Origin of the sequence: Acidovorax sp. WCS2018Noco2-16, assembly GCF_031843945.1 — a bacterium.
Lineage (GTDB): Bacteria > Pseudomonadota > Gammaproteobacteria > Burkholderiales > Burkholderiaceae_C > Paracidovorax.
Genome location: NZ_JAVTJJ010000001.1, coordinates 364,070 through 383,711, shown reverse-complemented (window position 1 = coordinate 383,711; position 19,642 = coordinate 364,070). Strand labels below are relative to the sequence as shown.

General features: G+C 60.8%; 20 protein-coding genes and 2 tRNA genes. 17 read left to right on the top strand and 5 right to left on the bottom strand.

All coding sequences use genetic code 11. The features are described 5' to 3' along the window. The first annotated feature begins 59 nt into the window (after positions 1–59). Positions 60–1,187 carry an ROK family protein gene (locus tag RQI28_RS01715; RefSeq protein ID WP_311230407.1) on the top strand — a complete coding sequence of 376 codons (1,128 nt, stop codon included), beginning with the start codon at positions 60–62 and terminating at the stop codon, positions 1,185–1,187. A 134-nt stretch (positions 1,188–1,321) separates the two neighbouring features. On the opposite strand, the gene RQI28_RS01710 is transcribed toward RQI28_RS01715, so the two are convergent. Then, positions 1,322–2,518: an amino acid aminotransferase gene (locus RQI28_RS01710; RefSeq protein ID WP_311220863.1), complete on the bottom strand. Its 1,197-nt coding sequence runs from the start codon at positions 2,516–2,518 to the stop codon at positions 1,322–1,324. 108 nt (positions 2,519–2,626) lie between these two features. On the opposite strand from RQI28_RS01710, the gene uvrB reads away from it, so the two are divergent. The 15 genes from uvrB (at position 2,627) to RQI28_RS01635 (ending at position 13,952) form a co-directional block, all read left to right on the top strand. After that, positions 2,627–4,717 carry an excinuclease ABC subunit UvrB gene (gene uvrB / locus RQI28_RS01705; RefSeq protein ID WP_311220862.1) on the top strand — a complete coding sequence of 697 codons (2,091 nt, stop codon included), beginning with the start codon at positions 2,627–2,629 and terminating at the stop codon, positions 4,715–4,717. A 248-nt stretch (positions 4,718–4,965) separates the two neighbouring features. Further along, positions 4,966–5,502, top strand: a complete 537-nt coding sequence (iscR, locus tag RQI28_RS01700) for a Fe-S cluster assembly transcriptional regulator IscR (protein WP_311220861.1) — start codon at positions 4,966–4,968, stop codon at positions 5,500–5,502. Positions 5,503–5,596: 94 nt separating this feature from the next. Beyond that, a complete protein-coding gene (locus RQI28_RS01695; protein ID WP_311220860.1) occupies positions 5,597–6,817 on the top strand; it encodes an IscS subfamily cysteine desulfurase in 1,221 nt (406 codons plus the stop codon). Positions 6,818–6,835: 18 nt separating this feature from the next. Then, complete coding sequence (iscU, locus tag RQI28_RS01690) at positions 6,836–7,246, top strand: Fe-S cluster assembly scaffold IscU (RefSeq protein ID WP_311220859.1); 411 nt, start codon at positions 6,836–6,838, stop codon at positions 7,244–7,246. A gap of 4 nt (positions 7,247–7,250) precedes the next feature. After that, positions 7,251–7,574 carry an iron-sulfur cluster assembly protein IscA gene (gene iscA, locus RQI28_RS01685; RefSeq protein ID WP_311220858.1) on the top strand — a complete coding sequence of 108 codons (324 nt, stop codon included), beginning with the start codon at positions 7,251–7,253 and terminating at the stop codon, positions 7,572–7,574. Between the two features lie 76 nt (positions 7,575–7,650). Then, positions 7,651–8,169, top strand: coding sequence for a Fe-S protein assembly co-chaperone HscB (gene hscB, locus RQI28_RS01680; RefSeq protein WP_311220857.1), 519 nt, complete (start codon positions 7,651–7,653; stop codon positions 8,167–8,169). A 97-nt stretch (positions 8,170–8,266) separates the two neighbouring features. Then, positions 8,267–10,159: a Fe-S protein assembly chaperone HscA gene (gene hscA, locus RQI28_RS01675; RefSeq protein WP_311220856.1), complete on the top strand. Its 1,893-nt coding sequence runs from the start codon at positions 8,267–8,269 to the stop codon at positions 10,157–10,159. Between the two features lie 60 nt (positions 10,160–10,219). Beyond that, a complete protein-coding gene (gene fdx / locus RQI28_RS01670; RefSeq protein WP_311220855.1) occupies positions 10,220–10,558 on the top strand; it encodes an ISC system 2Fe-2S type ferredoxin in 339 nt (112 codons plus the stop codon). After that, positions 10,558–11,271 carry a DNA polymerase III subunit epsilon gene (gene dnaQ / locus RQI28_RS01665; protein WP_311220854.1) on the top strand — a complete coding sequence of 238 codons (714 nt, stop codon included), beginning with the start codon at positions 10,558–10,560 and terminating at the stop codon, positions 11,269–11,271. The genes fdx and dnaQ overlap by 1 nt, the downstream gene beginning before the upstream one ends. Positions 11,272–11,312: 41 nt before the next feature. Further along, positions 11,313–11,387: transfer RNA gene (locus RQI28_RS01660), tRNA-Val, on the top strand. 34 nt (positions 11,388–11,421) lie between these two features. Further along, positions 11,422–11,496: transfer RNA gene (locus RQI28_RS01655), tRNA-Val, on the top strand. A 118-nt stretch (positions 11,497–11,614) separates the two neighbouring features. Beyond that, on the top strand, positions 11,615–12,730 hold the full coding sequence (locus RQI28_RS01650) for an NAD(P)/FAD-dependent oxidoreductase (protein ID WP_311220853.1): 1,116 nt from the start codon (positions 11,615–11,617) through the stop codon (positions 12,728–12,730). 148 nt (positions 12,731–12,878) lie between these two features. Further along, complete coding sequence (locus tag RQI28_RS01645; RefSeq protein WP_311220852.1) at positions 12,879–13,187, top strand: YqjD family protein; 309 nt, start codon at positions 12,879–12,881, stop codon at positions 13,185–13,187. A 49-nt stretch (positions 13,188–13,236) separates the two neighbouring features. Next, entirely contained in the window at positions 13,237–13,632 is a 396-nt protein-coding gene (locus RQI28_RS01640; protein WP_311220851.1) for a phage holin family protein, read from the top strand. Positions 13,633–13,634: 2 nt separating this feature from the next. Next, on the top strand, positions 13,635–13,952 hold the full coding sequence (locus RQI28_RS01635) for a hypothetical protein (protein ID WP_311220850.1): 318 nt from the start codon (positions 13,635–13,637) through the stop codon (positions 13,950–13,952). Positions 13,953–14,036: 84 nt separating this feature from the next. Here RQI28_RS01635 and RQI28_RS01630 read toward each other — a convergent pair whose 3' ends face one another. Continuing rightward, a complete protein-coding gene (locus tag RQI28_RS01630) occupies positions 14,037–15,119 on the bottom strand; it encodes a quinone-dependent dihydroorotate dehydrogenase (RefSeq protein ID WP_311220849.1) in 1,083 nt (360 codons plus the stop codon). 34 nt (positions 15,120–15,153) lie between these two features. Here RQI28_RS01630 and rpiA point away from each other — a divergent pair, with 34 nt between their 5' ends. Further along, entirely contained in the window at positions 15,154–15,843 is a 690-nt protein-coding gene (gene rpiA / locus RQI28_RS01625; protein WP_311220848.1) for a ribose-5-phosphate isomerase RpiA, read from the top strand. Between the two features lie 63 nt (positions 15,844–15,906). On the opposite strand, the gene RQI28_RS01620 is transcribed toward rpiA, so the two are convergent. The 3 genes from RQI28_RS01620 to folD all read right to left on the bottom strand — a co-directional run bounded on the left by RQI28_RS01620 (position 15,907) and on the right by folD (position 19,613). Beyond that, positions 15,907–16,560 carry a glutaredoxin family protein gene (locus RQI28_RS01620; protein ID WP_311220847.1) on the bottom strand — a complete coding sequence of 218 codons (654 nt, stop codon included), beginning with the start codon at positions 16,558–16,560 and terminating at the stop codon, positions 15,907–15,909. 62 nt (positions 16,561–16,622) lie between these two features. Then, positions 16,623–18,665: a M3 family metallopeptidase gene (locus RQI28_RS01615; RefSeq protein WP_311220846.1), complete on the bottom strand. Its 2,043-nt coding sequence runs from the start codon at positions 18,663–18,665 to the stop codon at positions 16,623–16,625. A 90-nt stretch (positions 18,666–18,755) separates the two neighbouring features. Further along, on the bottom strand, positions 18,756–19,613 hold the full coding sequence (gene folD, locus RQI28_RS01610; RefSeq protein ID WP_311220845.1) for a bifunctional methylenetetrahydrofolate dehydrogenase/methenyltetrahydrofolate cyclohydrolase FolD: 858 nt from the start codon (positions 19,611–19,613) through the stop codon (positions 18,756–18,758). Positions 19,614–19,642: the final 29 nt, after the last annotated feature.

The following is a 19,642-nucleotide window of genomic DNA, read 5'->3' as shown; positions in this document are numbered from 1 at the left end:
GCGCAATGGGCGTCACCATCCGTCATCGCCCGATTTTGGGTCTGCTGTTGAGGGATGGCATGGTGGCCAAGCACAAAGAATCTGAAGACAAGAACGGAAAAAACGCACCCAGCGAACGTGAACAGCGTGCCCAGCTGGAACTGGCGACGCTGGGCCCTCATGGCGAGCTGGAGCTGCCCTCGGTCACCATCGACGGCTACAGCCTGGAGCTGCGCGAAGGCGAGACCTTCATTGGGGACACGGCCAGCCGCACGGCGTTTCGCAAGATGCTGTCGGAATGGCGCGAGCTCTTTACCGAAATGGCGGGCAAGGACCCGCTGGGCTCCAAGCCCACGCAAGAGATCGGCAAGCAGCGGCTGGACGAGCTGCTGGAAAAGGACGGCCCGGCCGCCGCTGCCATTCGCGCGGCGCAGGAAGACTATGCCCTGCAGCTGTCGCACGTAGTGCAGCGCTTTTTAAAGGAAAAAAGCTGGAAGGGCGTCAAGCGCGTCATCGTCGGCGGCGGTTTTCATCAAAGCGAGGTGGGGCAGGGCGCCATCAAGCGTGCGGCCAAATTGCTGGCGGCAGACAAGGTGGCAGTGGAACTGCGCACCCTGCACCACCACGCCGACGAAGGCGGTTTGATCGGCTGGGTGCACCTGGCGCCCACGGCACTTCTGCAAAGCTACGACGCGATTCTGGCCGTGGACATCGGCGGCACCAACGTGCGCTGCGGCATCGTGCTAACCCATTTGCACAAGACGCCCGACATGTCGCGTGCCGAAGTGGTGCGCCGCGACAAATGGGGCCACGCCGGCGACGCGCCCAAGCGCGATGAATTGGTTGAAGGCATCGCCGGCATGCTGGAAGAGCTGCTGGAATATGCCGAGAAGAAAGACATCCGCGTGGCGCCTTTCATCGGCGTGGCCTGCCCGGGCCTGATCTGCGAAGACGGCTCGATTGCCGGCGGCGCGCAGAACCTGCCGGGCAACTGGGAGAGCACGCGCTTTCACCTGCCGCGCGACCTGTCGGAGCGACTGCCGACCATCAGCGGCGGCCGCACCCAGGTTTGCCTGCACAACGACGCCGCGGTGCAGGGCCTGTCGGAATTGCCGTTTACGCAGGACGTCAAACGCTGGGCGGTGTTGACGGTGGGCACCGGCCTGGGCAATGCGAGCTATACCAATCGCAGTCCGAAGATATCCTGATCTGCTATTAATTTAATAGCTGCTTGCGCTTATCCATCAAGCGCTAGAGGCCAAAAAGGCATAAAAAAACCGCCCGAGGGCGGTTTTTCAATCAGGGCTGAGCCGCGCACCAGAGCGGCTGGCCGTGCCGGCGATCAGACCACCTTGGCGATCGACTGGCAGACGTAGTCGATGTTCTTGCTGTTGAGCGCGGCCACGCACATGCGGCCGGTGTCGGTGCCGTACACGCCGAACTCATTGCGCAGGCGCACCATCTGGTCCTTGGAGAGGCCCGAGTAGCTGAACATGCCGATCTGGTCGGTGATGAACGACATGTCTTGCTTGACGCCGGCAGCCTTCAAACCGTCGACCAGCTTCTGGCGCATGGCCCTGATGCGCACGCGCATCTCGCCCAATTCTTTCTCCCACAGGGCGCGCAGTTCGGGGTTGCCCAGAACAGCAGCCACCACCGCGCCGCCGTGCGTGGGCGGGTTGGAATAGTTGGTGCGAATGACGATCTTCAGCTGGCTCAGCACGCGGCCGGCTTCTTCCTTGTCCTTGCACAGCACCGACAGGCCGCCCACGCGCTCGCCGTACAGGCTGAAGCTCTTGCTGAACGATGTGGACACGAAGAAATTCAGGCCGGCGGCCACGAATTTGCCAATGACGGCGCCGTCCTCCTCGATGCCGTGGCCAAAGCCCTGGTACGCCATGTCGAGGAAAGGCGTCAGGCCTTGGGCCTTGACCGTCGCGATGACTTGGTCCCACTGCTCGGCCGTGATGTCGTAGCCGGTGGGGTTGTGGCAGCAGGCGTGCAGCACGACGATGGTGCCGGGCGCTGCAGCCTTCAGGCTGGCCAGCATGGCGTCGAAGTCGACGCCGCGCTTGGCCGCGTCGTAGTAGGCGTAGGTGTCGACCGTAAAGCCAGCGCTGGTGAAGAGGGCGCGGTGGTTTTCCCAGCTGGGGTCGGAGATCAGCACTTTCGCGTCAGGGCTGATCTTCTTGAGAAAGTCAGCGCCAACCTTCAAGCCGCCCGTGCCGCCGATGGCCTGCACGGTGGCCACGCGGCCGGAGGTGATGGGCTCGCTGCCTTCGCCGAACACCAGCGTCTTTACGGCGCTGTCATAGGCGGCGATGCCGTCGATGGGCAGGTAGCCGCGCGCGGTGGGCTTGTCCATCAGGGCTTTTTCTGCGGCTTGCACGCACTGCAGCAAGGGCAGCTTGCCGTTGTCGTCGAAATACACGCCCACACCCAGGTTGACCTTGTTGGGGTTGGTATCAGCAGCGAACTGATCGTTCAGACCCAGGATCGGGTCGCGCGGTGCCATTTCGACGGCGGTGAAGAGAGACATGAAGTTCTTTCCTAGAGCAATAGCGACAAAGGATGTCAAAGCGAACGGCCGGGCGTGTTGTAGTCTGCCGGGTCGTCCCGATTTTAAGGGCTCCACTTCCGCGACCCTATGCCAAAACCCACTGAAGCCATGCCGCCCGTGAAAGAGGGCACGTTCGTGCGCTTTCCCGACTCGCCGTTCGAACTCTTCCAGCCCTACCCGCCGGCCGGCGACCAGCCCGCAGCCATCGACCAGTTGGTTGAAGGCGTTCGCGACGGCGAGGTCTTTCAGACGCTGCTGGGCGTGACCGGCTCTGGCAAGACCTTTACCATGGCCAACGTGATCGCGCGCCTGGGGCGGCCGGCCATCGTGTTCGCGCCCAACAAGACGCTGGCCGCGCAGCTCTACAGCGAATTCCGCGAGTTCTTTCCCAAGAACGCTGTCGAGTACTTCGTGAGCTACTACGACTACTACCAGCCTGAGGCCTATGTGCCCCAGCGCGATCTTTTTATCGAAAAAGATTCCGCGATCAACGAGCACATCGAGCAGATGCGCCTGTCGGCCACCAAAAGCGTGCTGGAGCGGCGCGACGTCGTGATCGTGGCGACGGTGAGCGCGATCTACGGCATTGGAGCGCCGGAGGATTACACGCAGATGCGGTTCATCTTGCGGGTGGGCGACGAGCTGAGCCAGCGCGACGTGATCGGCCGGCTGATTCGCATGCAGTACACGCGCAACGAGCAGGATTTTTCACGCGGGGCCTTCCGCGTGCGGGGCGACACCATCGACGTGTTTCCGTCGGAACATAGCGAGCTGGCCATACGCATCGAACTGTTCGACGACGAGGTGGAGTCGCTGTCGCTGTTCGACCCGCTCACCGGGCGAGTGCGGCAGAAGATTCCGCGCTTCACCATCTACCCCAGCAGCCACTATGTGACGCCGCGCGACAAGGTGGTTGCGGCGGTGGAGACCATCAAGCTGGAACTGGCCGACCGGCTCAAGCAGTTCGTGTCGGAAGGCAAACTGGTCGAGGCGCAGCGGCTGGAGCAGCGCACCCGGTTCGATCTGGAAATGCTGAGCGAAGTCGGCCACTGCAAGGGCATCGAAAACTACACCCGGCATCTGTCCGGCGCCCAACCGGGCGACCCACCGCCCACGCTGACCAACTACCTGCCGCCCGATTCGCTGATGTTTCTGGACGAGAGCCACCAGATGATCGGCCAGCTGAGCGCCATGTACAACGGCGACCGGGCGCGCAAGACGACGCTGGTGGAATACGGTTTCCGCCTGCCATCTGCCATGGATAACCGGCCGTTGAAGTTCGAAGAGTTCGAAAAGCGGATGCGCCAGGTCGTGTTCGTGTCGGCCACGCCGGCAGACTACGAGAAGACGCATGCGAGCAAGGTGGTCGAACAGTTAGTGCGACCCACTGGCTTGGTCGACCCGTTGGTGGAAGTGCGTCCTGCCACACATCAGGTTGACGACGTGCTGCAGGAAATACGCATTCGCGTGGAAAAGAATGAGCGCGTACTCATTACCACGCTGACCAAGCGCATGGCGGAGCAACTGACCGACTACCTGAGTGACAACGGGGTGAAGGTGCGCTACCTGCATTCCGACATCGACACGGTGGAGCGGGTGGAAATCTTGCGCGACCTGCGGCTGGGCACCTTCGACGTGCTGGTGGGCATCAACTTGCTGCGCGAAGGGCTGGACATTCCCGAGGTATCGCTGGTGGCCATTCTGGACGCCGACAAGGAAGGCTTCTTGCGCGCCGAACGCAGCCTGATCCAGACCATTGGCCGCGCGGCCCGCAATCTGAACGGCAAGGCCATCCTCTATGGCGACCGCATCACCGATTCGATGAAAAAAGCCATCGGCGAGACGGAACGACGCCGCGCCAAGCAGATCGCACATAACGAGGCAGAAGGCATCACGCCGCGCAGCATCGTCAAGCAGGTGCGTGATCTCATCGATGGTGTGTACAGCGAAAAGTCTGGCAAGGAAGCCGAACGGCTTGAGCAGGAGTCGATGCGGCGTGCCGAGGTGGAAGACATGTCTGAAAAAGACGTGGCACGCGAGATCAAGCGGCTGGAAAAACTCATGCTGGAACACGCGCGCAATCTGGAATTCGAGCAAGCGGCCCGAGTGCGCGATCAGCTGACGCGGCTGAAAGACCAGGCTTTTGGTGCACACGGCAACGATCAAGTGTCACTCTGAGTTCACTTGTATCAAGGTAAATACTGGCTGGGTGGAAATGTGACTGCGTGGTCTTGTTACCCGACAAAAACAATAGGGATTTGTGCTATACTCGTGTGAAAGAGTCAACCAATAAAGCCCATGATGAACAAGGGGCTCCGCGAGGTCCAGGTGCCTGTCGGAGTAGGGGGCGGAGACGATGCAGGAATCTGAATTCTCAGGTTCCTGATGTTTCTACAACGAACAAGCCTGAACATAAGGAGCTTGCGATGCGTCTCACTACCAAAGGCCGTTTTGCGGTCACTGCCATGATCGATCTGGCACTGCGCCAGAACAACGGCCCCGTTACTCTGGCTGCCATCAGCCAGCGCCAGCAGATTTCGCTGTCCTACCTGGAACAGCTTTTCGGCAAGCTGCGCCGCCATGAGCTGGTGGAGTCCACCCGCGGCCCGGGCGGCGGCTACACGCTGGCTCGCAAGGCGGCCGACATCACCGTAGCCGACATCATCGTGTCTGTGGATGAGCCTATCGACGCTACGCAATGCGGCGGTAAGGAAAACTGCCTCGGCGAAGCTGGGCGTTGTATGACGCACGAGCTCTGGGCTTCCTTGAATCAGCGCATGGTGGAGTTTCTGGACTCCGTTACTTTGCAGAAGCTGGTGGACGAACAACTCGCCAAGGGTGTTCAGATTGAGGATAAACCGGTGATTCGCCGCGCCATTTCCACGACCCCCGTCGTCAAACCGATTCGCGTCAATGCACCCAATTCGGTTTTTGCCCTGGGCAACGCCTTCGCAAAATCCTGAACGCCCGGCGACGTGGCGGGGAAACCCCCGCCCCTTCAACTGGGCCATTTTTGACCGCTGACCTTGCCAGCCCGAATCCTTGATTGAGCCAGCCATGGACATCACCCCACACTTCCCTATCTATCTCGACTACGGCGCCACCACACCCGTGGATCCGCGCGTTGTTGACGCCATGATTCCCTGGCTGCGCGAGCACTTTGGCAATCCTGCGTCACGCAGCCATGCGTGGGGCTGGGAGGCGGAAGAAGCCGTGGAAAAGGCCCGAGTGCAAGTCGCTGAACTGATTGGTGCCGATCCTCGAGAAATCGTGTGGACGAGTGGGGCCACCGAGTCGAACAACCTGGCACTCAAGGGCGCCGCTCAGTTCTACAAGGGCAAGGGCAAGCACCTCATTACGGTCAAGACTGAACACAAGGCGGTTCTGGACACGATGCGTGAGCTGGAGCGTCAAGGGTTCGAGGTCACTTATCTCGACGTGCTGGAAAACGGCTTGCTCGACTTCGAGGTGCTGAAGGCGGCCATCCGTCCTGACACCATTCTGCTGAGCGTGATGTTCGTGAACAACGAGATCGGCGTAATTCAGGACATTCCCGCCATCGGCGCACTGTGCCGTGAAAAGGGCGTAATCTTTCACGTCGATGCGGCGCAGGCTACCGGCAAGATCGAACTCGATATGGCGTCGCTGCCGATCGATTTGATGAGCCTGGCTTCACACAAGACGTACGGCCCCAAAGGCATTGGCGCCTTGTACGTGCGCCGCAAGCCCCGCGTGCGCCTGGAAGCGCAGATGCACGGTGGCGGTCACGAGCGCGGCATGCGTTCAGGCACGTTGCCCACGCACCAGATCGTCGGCATGGGCGAGGCTTTCCGCATCGCCCGTGAAGAAATGGCGCAAGACCGTGCCAAGGCCACTGCGCTGCAGCAGCGCCTGCTGGATGGTTTCAAGGACATCGAACAAGTCTTCATCAACGGCGATCTTGAACGGCGCGTTCCGCACAACCTGAACATCAGCTTCAACTACGTCGAAGGCGAGTCGTTGATCATGGGCATCAAGGGCCTGGCGGTGTCGTCGGGTTCGGCCTGTACGTCGGCCAGCCTGGAGCCCAGCTATGTTTTGCGTGCGCTCGGTCGCAGCGACGAGTTGGCGCACAGCAGCCTGCGTATGACCATCGGCCGTTTCACTACCGAAGAAGAGATCGACTACGCCGTCTCCACCATTCGCCACAACGTGGCGAAGCTGCGGGAACTCAGCCCGCTGTGGGACATGTACAAGGATGGCATCGACATCAGTGCCATCCAGTGGGCTGCACATTGAATTGACGAGGTAAACATCATGGCTTATTCAGACAAAGTGATCGACCATTACGAAAACCCACGCAATGTGGGCTCGTTCGACAAGGGTGATGATTCCGTGGGCACCGGCATGGTCGGCGCTCCGGCTTGCGGCGACGTGATGAAGCTGCAGATCAAGGTGAATCCGGAAACGGGCGTGATCGAAGACGCACGCTTCAAGACCTACGGCTGCGGCTCCGCCATCGCATCGTCTTCGCTCGTGACCGAATGGGTCAAGGGCAAGACGCTGGACGAAGCGGCCGCGCTGAAGAACAGCGAGATCGCACAGGAACTGGCTCTGCCCCCCGTGAAGATCCATTGCTCCATCCTGGCGGAAGATGCAATCAAGGCCGCTGTGCTGGACTACAAGACCAAGCACGCGGTGGTGACTGCTGACGCTCAGGCCGCCTGACGCCATGGCCATCACCCTGACCGAAGCTGCCGCCCGGCACGTGACCCGCTACCTGTCCCGGCGGGGCAAGGGCGTGGGTGTGCGCCTGGGCGTGAAGACCACGGGGTGTTCTGGGTTGGCTTACAAGCTGGAATACGTCGATTCCGAGGAGCCTGAGGACGTGGTGTTCGAAAACCATGGTGTGAAGGTGCTTATCGACCCCAAGAGCCTGGCCTATATCGACGGCACCGAACTCGACTTCGTGCGTGAAGGCCTCAATGAGGGCTTCAGGTTCAACAATCCCAATGAGCGTGATCGCTGCGGTTGCGGAGAGAGCTTCCGGGTGTGAGAGCGCGAACGCGCCTGCGTGCGCCGTTCACTGCCGCGACCGCCATCGCCCGCCGCGCTGGCGGTTTTTTATTGCCATGAATCTTCAATCCGACGACTTCGAGCTGTTTGATGTGCCTCGCCGTTTTTCGCAGGACCGCGCTGCGCTGGACGAGCGCTGGAAGGTGCTGCAGCGCGAGGCGCATCCTGACCGTTTCGCTGTGCAGGGAGGCGCTGCGCAAAGAGTGGCCATGCAATGGTCGGTGCGCATCAACGAGGCTTACCAGCGGCTGAAAGATCCGTTGCGCCGCGCGGCTTACCTGTGCGAGTTGCACGGTGCACCCATTCGTGCCGAAGACAACACGGCCATGCCATCGGCCTTCCTGATGCAGCAGATGGAATGGCGCGAAGCGCTTGAAGAGGCGACTGGTGATGCGGCGCTCGACAATCTGGACGCTGAAGTCCAGGCCGCCCGAGCAGCGGCCATTGCGCGCTGCGGGCAATTGATCGACGAGCAGGCCGACTATGCCGGCGCCGCGCACGAAGTCAGAGCCCTCATGTTTGTTGCGCGTTTTGCGCAGGACATTGAGGTGCGGCGAGATCAACTGGGACAATAGAGCTACGGCTCTTTACGGGCCAGTAGCCGTTCCAGTCCGCAACGGGTCAATATGCCGCGCAATGCGCACCCCGGCTTTTTCATTATTCAAAGATTCCATGGCGCTTCTGCAGATCTCCGAACCCGGCCAGTCTCCTGACCCACACCAACGGCGCATTGCCGTAGGCATTGATTTGGGAACTACGCATTCGCTGGTAGCGGCCGTACGCAATGGCGTGGCTGAGTGCCTGCCCGATGACAGCGGTCGCGTACTGCTGCCTTCTGTGGTGCGCTATCTGGCAGGCGGTGGCCGGCAGATCGGCTCCGATGCGTTGAGTGCCCAGGCGGAAGATCCAGTCAATACGATTGCGTCGGTAAAGCGCTTCATGGGGCGAGGTTTGCAAGACATCGGCGGGCGTGAAAAGCTCCCCTACACCTTTGTTGCGCCTGAGGCTGCAGAGGGAGCATTAGAACTGGATTTGAATGGGATGGTGGCGCTGGAGACTGCCGGTGGAACGAAGTCGCCCGTGGAGGTGAGCGCTGAGATTCTCGCTACCTTGAGGTACCGGGCCGAAGACACGTTCAACGACGATCTGTACGGCGCCGTCATCACTGTGCCGGCCTACTTCGACGATGCACAGCGCCAAGCCACCAAAGATGCTGCCCGACTGGCCGGTGTGAACCTGCTGCGGCTGATCAACGAGCCGACCGCCGCCGCCATTGCCTACGGGCTCGACAACGGCTCCGAAGGTGTCTATGCCATTTACGACCTGGGCGGAGGAACGTTCGACATTTCCATCCTGCGGCTCACGCAAGGTGTGTTTGAGGTCATTGCCACAGGCGGAGACTCCGCCCTGGGCGGTGATGACTACGACGCTGCCTTGGCCGACTGGGTACTGCAGCAGTTGGGCATCGAAGCCATTACGCCGCAGGACAAGGCCAGTGCCCGCATGGCCGCGCGCGCCTGCAAGGAATCACTGACTGCTATCGAAAATGCAGCATTCAGCGCCCGTATTTCGGGCGCTACAGCCCAATTTGTTGTGAAGCGTGAAGATTTTTATGCCGTCACGGCGCCGCTCACAGCAAGGTCGTTGGCTGCGGTGCGCCGTGCCCTGCGTGATGCCCAGTTGCAGCGGGAAGACGTGCAGGGTGTCGTGCTGGTAGGTGGCTCCACCCGTATGCCGCAGATCCGGCAGGCTGTTGCCGATTACTTTGGTCGCGAGCCGCTCACCAATCTGAATCCCGATGAGGTGGTGGCTTTGGGTGCTGCCATTCAGGCCAATCAGCTGGCGGGTAACAACACCGATGGCGATCTGCTGCTGCTGGATGTCATTCCGCTGTCGCTCGGCATCGAGACCATGGGTGGCCTGGTGGAGCGCATCGTCAGCCGTAACGAGACCATCCCCACCGCCAAGGCGCAAGACTTCACCACCTTCAAGGACGGGCAGACTGCCTTGGCGATCCATGTAGTTCAGGGCGAACGCGACCTGGTGGCGGACTGCCGCAGCTTGGCACGCTTCGAGTTGCGCGGCATTCCGCCCATGGCTGCCGGTGCCGCTCGCATCCGCGTGACGTTCACCGTCGACGCCGATGGGCTGCTCAGCGTGGATGCGAAAGAGCAGGGCAGCGGCGTGGAAGCTCGCATCGACGTGAAACCTTCTTATGGTTTGTCGGACGAGCAGATCGCGCGCATGCTGCAAGACGGGTTCGCCACCGCCCAGCAGGATATGCGTGCCCGTGCGCTGGTCGAGGCGCGCGTGGACGCCGAGCGCATGCTGATGGCGACCGAAACCGCCCTGCAAGCCGATGGCGACGTGCTCAGTGAGGCCGAGCGCTCGGCCATCGATGGCTACCTGCAGGATTTGCGCTCTCTGCACGCGTCATCGCAAGACGCCGCAGCGCTGGAAGCCGGCACGCAGGCGCTGGCCAAGGGCACTGAAGCCTTTGCCGCCCAGCGCATGAATCGCGGTATCCGCGAAGCGCTGGCCGGCAAGAACGTGCAGAACTTCTGATCAGAGCCCGCCCAAGCGAGCTGCGCACCACACAACAACAACGCCCAAAACTTTCGTCCCATGCCTGTCATCAAGATTCTTCCCCACGCCGAATACTGTCCGTCCGGCACCGAGATTTCTGCGCCTGCAGGCACTTCCATCTGTGAAGCGCTGCTGGACAACGGTATCAAGATCGAGCACGCATGCGACATGAGCTGCGCCTGCACGACGTGCCACGTCATCGTTCGCCAGGGGATGGAGTCTTTGAACGAGGCAGAGGAAGAAGAAGAAGATCTGCTTGACAGGGCCTGGGGCCTGGAGCCTCAGTCGCGCCTGTCGTGCCAGGCGATCCTGGCGCAAAAAGATGTGACGGTGGAGATTCCGAAGTACACCATCAACCACGCCAAGGAAAACCACTGATGACGCGCCAGATCGTTCTTGACACGGAAACCACCGGCCTGTCGGCTGAAGGGGGCGACCGCATCATCGAACTGGGCTGTGTCGAGTTGCTGAACCGCAAGCTCACTGGCAATAACCTGCACCTGTACTTCAACCCGGGGCGCGACAGCCATGAAGACGCGTTGAAGGTGCACGGCATCAGCAACGAATTTCTCAGGGACAAGCCCAAGTTCAAAGATGTCGTCAACGACATCCTGCAGTACGTGCAGGGTGCGGAAATCATCATCCACAACGCCGCGTTCGATGTTGGATTCCTGAACAAGGAATTGGAACTCGCAGGGCATACGCCGTTTCGCAGCTTTGTCGCAAGCGTGACGGACACGCTTGCGATGGCAAAGGAGATGTACCCGGGCAAACGCAATTCGCTGGACGCGCTTTGCGACAGGCTAGGCGTAGACAACTCGAGCCGCACGCTGCACGGCGCATTGCTCGATGCAGAACTGCTGGCTGACGTCTACATCAACCTCACACGCGGACAAGATGCGCTGCTGATCGCCGACGATGCGCAAACGCAGGAGGGTGGCGTTCAAATTCCAGCCATCGACCTGAGCCGCATCGCGTTGCAGGTGCTGCGCGCCAGCGACCAGGAACTGGAGGAACATGCCGCCACGCTGACCCAAATCGACAAGGCCAGTGGCGGGAAAACAATCTGGAAGGCCTCATTGGCCCGCTAAAAAGCTGTGCCATAATCGTGGGCTTGTCGACAAGACAACTGGGGTGATTAGCTCAGCGGTAGAGCACTGCCTTCACACGGCAGGGGTCGCAGGTTCAAACCCTGCATCACCCACCAGTTTTTGAATGGGCTGTTTGGCAGCCTGCTCATCGGGTGATTAGCTCAGCGGTAGAGCACTGCCTTCACACGGCAGGGGTCGCAGGTTCAAACCCTGCATCACCCACCAAATTCAACCCTTGCGGGATATTCCTGCAAGGGTTTTTTGTTGTCCAAAGCGTGGCAAAGCCTTGGGCTGCGTCGGGTGACAATCGCCCGTTGTCGATATGCAGTGAAGGGCAGAGGCGATGGATCGATGTGAATGCGTGGTGGTCGGCGCCGGCGTGGTGGGGCTGGCGGTGGCAAGGGCCTTGGCGCTGCAAGGGCGTGAGGTTTTTGTGCTGGAAGCTGCGGCAGCGATTGGCACCGGCATCAGCTCACGCAACAGCGAAGTCATTCATGCAGGTATTTACTACCCAGCCAATTCTCTGAAAGCCGCACTGTGTGTGCGTGGGAAGGAACTGCTCTACGCCTACTGTGCCGAGCGACGGGTGCCGCATCGCCGGTGCGGCAAACTCATCGTTGCCACATCCGCTAGCCAAGTTGATGACCTGCAACGCATTCAGCGGCATGCACTTGCCAATGGCGTGGTCGATTTGCAGTGGCTAAGCAGCAAGCAGGCCCGGGCCTTGGAGCCCGCGTTGGAATGTCAAGCTGCGCTGCTGTCGCCCAGCACCGGCATCCTCGACAGCCATGCGTTCATGCTGTCTCTTCAAGGCGATCTGGAAAACGCGGGCGGCATCGTCGCTTTTCGTTCCAAGCTTGAGTCTATGCAACCTCGAAGCGACGGCATGACGTTGGTGATGCAGGACGGCACTGCCATCTTGGCAGACCTGGTTGTAAACGCCGCTGGCTTGCATGCTCCCGATGTTGCCAGGCGCTGTGCGGGGCTAGATCAGCAGCACATTCCAACTGCCTACTATGCCAAGGGAAGTTACTTCACATTGGCAGGTGCCGCTCCATTTTCTCGGTTGATCTACCCCGTTCCCGAGCGTGCGGGGTTAGGTGTGCACCTCACCCTAGATTTGGGCGGGCAGGCGAAGTTCGGCCCCGACGTCGAGTGGGTTGATGGTCCCGATGATCTGATCGTGGATGGCGCACGTGGTCAGCGGTTTTATGAAGAGGTTCGCAAATACTGGCCGCAACTGCCCGATGGTGCACTGATGCCTGGGTACGCCGGGATTCGACCGAAGATCAGCGGACCCGCAGAGCCAGCGGCCGATTTCCTAGTGCAGGGCGTTGCTCAGCACGGCGTTGCCGGCTTGGTGAATCTGTTCGGCATCGAATCACCCGGACTGACCAGTTCGCTGGCCATTGGCGACTTGGTGGCGAGGGAGCATATTGGCGGGGGCACCCCGGCTTGATATGTTGATGCCCGTCGATTACAGAAGTTTTTCTGTGGAATAACTTGGTCGGGCCTTGACCCCCCATGGCTAAGATAGGACATCCGCCTACACCTTCAAATCGAGGGGCGGTTTACTGTTGACACCTGCTACAAGAAAGGGTTTGTATATGACTTCTGCTTCCGAAACCGTCTCGAATGCTCAGCGTGAACTGGACAAGCTTGTGACCGATTTGAAGGGCCTCTTGTCCAGCAAGGATCTCGACAGCGTTCCTGAAATCAAGCTGTTGCGCCAACGCCTTGATGACGGTATTCATTCCGTTCGTGACTCTGCCGTGCGCGTTGCGCAGGATGCTTCATACCAAGCCAAAGAAGCTGCTCGTGCCGCGGACCGTTATGCCCACGACGAGCCTTGGCGTGTCGCAAGCGCAGCGCTGGCCGTGGGTGCATTGGTGGGCTTCCTGCTGGCTCGCCGCTGATTTGAGATCTATCTGACGTCAGTCGCACGATGATGCAGGAGCTAAGCGCATGAATTGGATTTCCCTTCTGGGAATGGAAGGCTGGATTGCGCGTTGGCGCGCCAATGTGATTGAAGGCGCCATCGCAGCCGAAGACCGACTGGAATTGGCCCGTCTCGAATGGGCCGATGAAAAGCGGCGCTTGGGCCTCATCATTGTGTTCGTCGTGGCCCTCGGTGGTATCACTGTTGTGGCGTTGACAGTGTTGTCCTTGGCATTCATCGTCCAATTTTGGGATTCCCCCAAACGAGCTATGGTGGCTTGGTTGCTGGCCGGCGGCTGGTTGGTTGCGTGGGGTGTTGTACTGGCGACGCTGATCTCGGTGGCTCGCAAGGCAGGCAATGCATTCGCCCTGACGCGCCGTGAAATTGCTCACGACTGGCAGGTCATCAAGGAGCGGCTTTAATCATGGCTTCCAACGACGAAGGTAGTTCGATCAGCTTTCCGCAGCCCAGTGCTGAACAGCGCAAGGTGCTGGACCGCATTGACCAGCAGCGCAAGCGTATTCATGCACGCAGTGCTGCCCACCGGCAAGTGGCTGCATTGCATGAACAGCAGCAGTCAATAGATCCGGACGCGCCTCTGAGCATGCGGTTGTTGGCGTTCGCTCGCATGCATCCGCTGGCTGTAGCCGTAGCTGCGGCAGCGGCAGTGGTTGCAGGTCCATCGCGCTTGGTGCGTTGGGCGGGAATCGTAGTGCCCTTGGTCAGCAGACTCAGGCGCTGACTATTCCCACCTGTTGACGTCGCGACCGTTAGGGAAACGAAAAAGGGGCTAGTAGCCCCTTTTTTGTTTTCCAGCCTTCCGTGGCTAAGCCCGGTGACGGTCCATCGCTTGAATGGCGCGCGCGCAGCGAGCCACCAGCGCAGGCCCTTTGTAGATAAGTCCGGTGTACATTTGCACCACATCTGCACCTGCTTGAATTTTGCTGACTGCGTCTCCCGCACTCAGGATACCGCCCACGCCAATGATGGGAAATCCACTCCCCAGAGTCGCTCGCAATTGCGCAATCACCCGATTGCTGGAGGCGAGCACTGGAGAGCCACTCAGCCCCCCAACTTCCGCCCCATGGGGCAAACCCTGCACAGCATCGCGTGCAATGGTAGTGTTCGTTGCGATCACCCCGTCCATACCGTGCCGTCTCAGCGTCGTCGCAATCACGCCGACTTGGGTTTCATCCAGGTCAGGTGCGATCTTCACGAAGAGTGGCACACGCCGTGAGGCGCCGTTCTCGCGATGGTGTTGTTGCACCAGTGCTTCGCGGCGCTGGGCAATAGCGCCAAGCAGTGAGTCCAGCGCTTCGTCGCTTTGCAGCGCGCGCAGATTCTGGGTGTTCGGCGAACTAATGTTGATGGTCACGTAGTCGGCATGGGGATAGACCGCATCCAGGCACGTCAGGTAATCGTCAGTGGCCTGTTCGATGGGAGTGGTCGCGTTCTTGCCAATGTTGAGGCCAAGCAACATAGGACGCTCGCGCGCTTCATCGCGAAAGCGCGCCTGCTTGACGTTGCGAATGAAAGCATCGAGTCCTTCGTTATTGAACCCCAGTCGGTTGATCAGCCCATGCGCCTCACGCAATCTGAACATGCGCGGTTTGGGATTACCTGGTTGAGCCTTGGGGGTGACCGTGCCGACCTCGACAAACCCGAAGCCCATGGCAGACAGGGCGTCGATGCATCTGGCGTTCTTGTCGAGGCCCGCAGCCATGCCCACTCGATTGGGAAAAGTCAGGCCTGCCAGTTGAACGGGGTCGTTCACCATAGGATTGCTCCAGGCCTTTTGCAGCGGAGTGCGCTGGCCTCGTGCCAGCATGTCCATCGTCAAATCATGGGCGGCTTCTGGGTCGAGGCTGAAAAGAAAGGGGCGGGCGAGGGAGTAGGGAATGAGCGGCATGGAGATAATCCGGGATTCACTCCGATTCTCTCCCATGACGACACCTGCATCACTCTCTCAAGACGAACTCAAGACCCTGGTGGGCCAAGCGGCGCTGCAGTATGTGGTTCCCGGTGAAATCGTGGGCGTGGGCACGGGTTCCACAGTCAATAAGTTCATCGATGCGCTGGCCACCATCAAAGACCAAATTCGCGGGGCGGTGTCCAGCTCCGTGGCCAGCACCGAGCGTTTGCAGAAATTGGGCATTCCGGTGTTCGATGCCAACGAAGTCGAGGCACTGTCGGTCTACATCGATGGTGCGGACGAAATCGACCGCAGCGGCTACATGGTCAAGGGTGGCGGTGCTGCGTTGACCCGCGAAAAGATCGTCGCCGCGCTTGCGACACGCTTTGTCTGTATCGCTGACGCGTCCAAGTTGGTGGACGTTCTGGGTGTGTTCCCGCTGCCGGTGGAAGTGATTCCCATGGCGGCTGAGCACATCAAGCGCCGGTTTGAAGCACAAGGTGCCGAAGTCGCCGTTCGCCTCAAGGATGGACAGCCTCTGGTGACCGATAACGGTCAGCACATTCTGGATGTTCGGGGCTTGGCGATTCGCGATCCGCTCGCGTTCGAGTCGGCCGTGAACCAATGGCCTGGCGTGATTACGGTGGGTGTTTTCGCACACCAGCGCGCCCATATTTGCCTCTTGGGTACACCGGAAGGCGTTCAGACACTCAAGTTCTGATTGCTACCGCGTCACAAGGCCTAAACCGCTGTCCGTCCAAAGGGCACGGTAGTGCCGCGCCGCTCAGAAGGTAATGCCGGCCGGGTTGGCAGGGGTGACTACCGGCGGTGTGGGCGGCGCAACTGGCGTACGTGCCCTAGCTGGATTTGCCGGCTCAGTAGTCCCTGCAGCAGGTGATGCAGCACGCTCCTGCACCACGACCAGGGGCGAGGCTGCGGCACGCCGGTAATTGGCAGGAAGCTGCGACTGCTTGGGGTAACCCGCAGCATCCAGATACTGAGTCCACTCCACATCCGAAAACCCGCTGAGTTGCTGGCCGCCAATGGTGCCGAAAGGCAGACTGGCGGCGCCGCTCAGGCGCTTCAGTGCGTCGATGTCTTCGTTGGAATTGACGGTGCGCTCCGTGAACGGCACGCCCCGGTTCACCAGCAGGTTGCGTGCGCTGGCGCAAGGTGAGCAGTCGTTGCCCGTGTAGAGCGTGACTGGGAATCGCGTAGCTACCTGCGCCAGACCGTAGGGCAGAGTGGAATTGTTCGATGCCGCAACCCCATTGCGCGCCCCTGCCGCCGGCGCGGTCGCTTCGGCCGGCGAACGGTCGGAGAACGTCACGCGACCATCCGGCCCGACGGAGCGGTACACCTGCTGCGCATGAACGGCATTGCCGAGCGAGCCCAGCAGAGTGAGCGACAGTAAAGCAATCGATGACAAGGTGTTCATGCGTGGGTTCTCCTGAGTGACTCGGAAGGACGTCGATTGATCAGTCAGATTGGGCCGTGGTGTCAGGCGGCGACGCTGCTCATGCCCTGGTGGCGCAGCAACGCATCCAGGCTGGGTTCGCGTCCGCGGAATGCCTTGAACGAATCCATGGCTGGACGGCTTCCACCAGCTTCTAGGATCGCCTCGCGATAGCGGCGTCCAACTTCCGGGTCGGGCAGGCCATCTGCGCCAGCCGATTCTTCAAAAGCGGCGTAGGCGTCTGCACTGAGTACCTCGGCCCACTTGTAGCTGTAGTAACCCGCAGCGTAGCCGCCCGCAAAGATATGGCTGAAAGTGTGCGCTGTGCGGCTGAAAGCCGGCGGTTTCAACACCGAGACTTCGGCGCGCACCTGCTCCAGCAGGGGCATGAAGTCGCTGGCAGGGTCGTGATCGGTGTGCAGCAGCATGTCGAACAGCGAGAACTCGATCTGCCGCAGCGTGGCCATGCCGCTCTGGAAGTTCTTGGCCGCAATCATCTTGTCAAAGAGCGCGCGCGGCAGCGGCTCGCCACTGTCGACGTGCGAGGTCATGTGCTTGAGAACGTCCCACTCCCAGCAGAAGTTCTCCATGAACTGGCTGGGCAGCTCGACCGCGTCCCACTCCACACCGCTGATGCCGGACACGTCGCGTTCATTGACGCGGGTCAGCATGTGGTGCAGTCCATGGCCGAACTCGTGGAAAAGCGTGATGACGTCGTCATGCGTGAGCAACGGGGGCTTGCCGTCCACACCTTCGGCGAAGTTGCAGACCAGGTGCGCGACCGGCGTCTGGAGCGTGCCGGTGTCCGGCCGCAGCCAACGTGCACGCACGTCGTCCATCCAGGCGCCACCACGTTTGCCCACGCGTGCGGGCTGGTCCAGATAGAACTGCCCGACCAACTGGCCGCCCCGCTCGATACGGAAGAATTCGACAGCAGGGTTCCACACCGGCGCTTGGTCCTTGCAGATGGCCACGTCGAACAGCGTCTCGATGATCTTGAAAAGGCCCGCCAACACCTTCGGCGCGGTGAAGTATTCCTTCACCTCCTGTTCACTGAATGCGTAGCGTGCTTCTTTGAGTTTTTCAGAAACATAGGGCCAGTCCCAGGCTTGCGGCGCCTGCAAGCCGAGATGTTCGGCCGCGAAGACTCGCAGATCGGCCACGTCTTTTTCAGCATAAGGACGGGCGCGGTGGGCAAGGTCGCGCAGGAAGCTGACGACCTCTGCAGGAGACTGCGCCATCTTCGGCACCACCGACACTTCGCCAAAGTTGGCGTAGCCCAGCAACTGCGCCTCTTCCTTGCGCAACGCGAGGATCTCGCGGATCAGTGCGCTGTTGTCAAAGCGCATGGCGTCGCCACTGGCCTGATCGGATGCGCGGGTGACGTAAGCGCGATAAAGCGCCTCCCGCAATGCACTGCTGCGCGCGAATTGCATCACTGGCAAATAGCAGGGCATCTTCAATGTGAGCTTGTAGCCGTCCTTGCCTTCCGCCTGCGCGGCCGTGCGGGCAGCGTGCTGCACGTCAGCGGGCACGCCGTCCAGTTCCTCGGCCTGAGCGTAATAAGCGAAGGCGTCGGTGGCATCCAGCGCGTTTTCGCTGAACTTCTGGCTCAACTCGGCCTGGCGCTCCTGGATCTGGGCGAAACGTTCCTTGGCGGCATCGTGCAGTTCGGCGCCGGACAGCACGAAGTTGCGAATCGCGTTGTCCCACGCCCTGCGTTGCTCTGGGTTCAGAGTGGCTGCGTCGATGGCCTTGTACTTGGCATACAAGCGTTCGTCGGCGCCCAGGCGCGTCCAGAATTCGGTAACGCGTGGCAGTGCTTCGTTGTAAGCAGCCCGCAATTCGGGCGTATCGGCCACGCTGTTGAGGTGGCTCACGGCGCCCCATGAGCGTCCGAGCTCTTCGGTGGCGACATCCAGCACGCGTGAGATGGCGTCCCAGCTGGCCGGGAAGGCCGACGCGGTCACCGCCTCCAGCGCAGCTTCGGCTCGCTCCAGCAATACATCCATGGCAGGCGAGACGTCGGCAGGAGCGATCCGGTCGAAGAGAGGGAAGTCGGTGAAGTCGAGGAGGGGATTGCTCATGCGAATCATTTTGCGGCCGGGCCGCCGGGTTTCAATGGCGAAGCGATAGAACCTTGCAATGGTGTCGATTGGATGTCGACCACTTCGAGATCAGGCTGCGCCAGCAGCTCGCTCCGCGGCCTCCAGCGTGTTGACGAGCAGCATGGTGATTGTCATGGGGCCGACACCGCCCGGCACCGGGGTGATCCAGCCGGCCACGTCCTTCACACCGGCAAAGTCCACGTCGCCGCAGAGCTTGCCTTCGTCGTTGCGGTTCATGCCCACGTCGATCACCACCGCACCGGGCTTGACCATGTCGGCCGTCAGTACATTGCGCTTGCCCACTGCGGCGACGATCACGTCGGCCTGCAATGTCTGGGACTTGAGGTCTTTGGTGGCGCTGTGGCAGATGGTGACGGTGGCGTTCTGGCCCAGCAGCATCAGCGCCATGGGCTTGCCGACGATGTTGCTGCGCCCGATCACCACGGCGTGCTTGCCGCGCAGGTCGTAGCCGATGGATTCAAGCATCTTCATGCAGCCGTAGGGCGTGCAGGGCCAGAAGCCGGGCATGCCGGTCATCAGCGCGCCGGCGCTGGCGATGTGAAAGCCGTCCACGTCCTTGGCGGGCGAGATGGCTTCGATCACCTTCTGCGCGTCGATGTGCGCTGGCAATGGCAGTTGCACCAGGATGCCGTGGATGGCGGGATCGTTGTTCAGCGCTTCCACGCGGGCCAGCAACTCGGTTTCGGTCAGGGTGGCCTCGTATTTTTCCAGCACCGAGTGCAGGCCGCTGTCTTCGCAGGCCTTGACCTTGTTGCGCACATACACCTGGCTGGCGGCGTTGTCGCCCACCAGCACCACGGCCAGCCCGGGCGTGATGCCGCGCGCTTTCAAGGCAGCGGCGCGCTGGGCGACGTCGGTACGCAGTTGGCGGGAGAGGGCGTTGCCATCGATCAGTTGGGCTGTCATCGTGAAAAGGAATTTATAAGCAAAAAAGC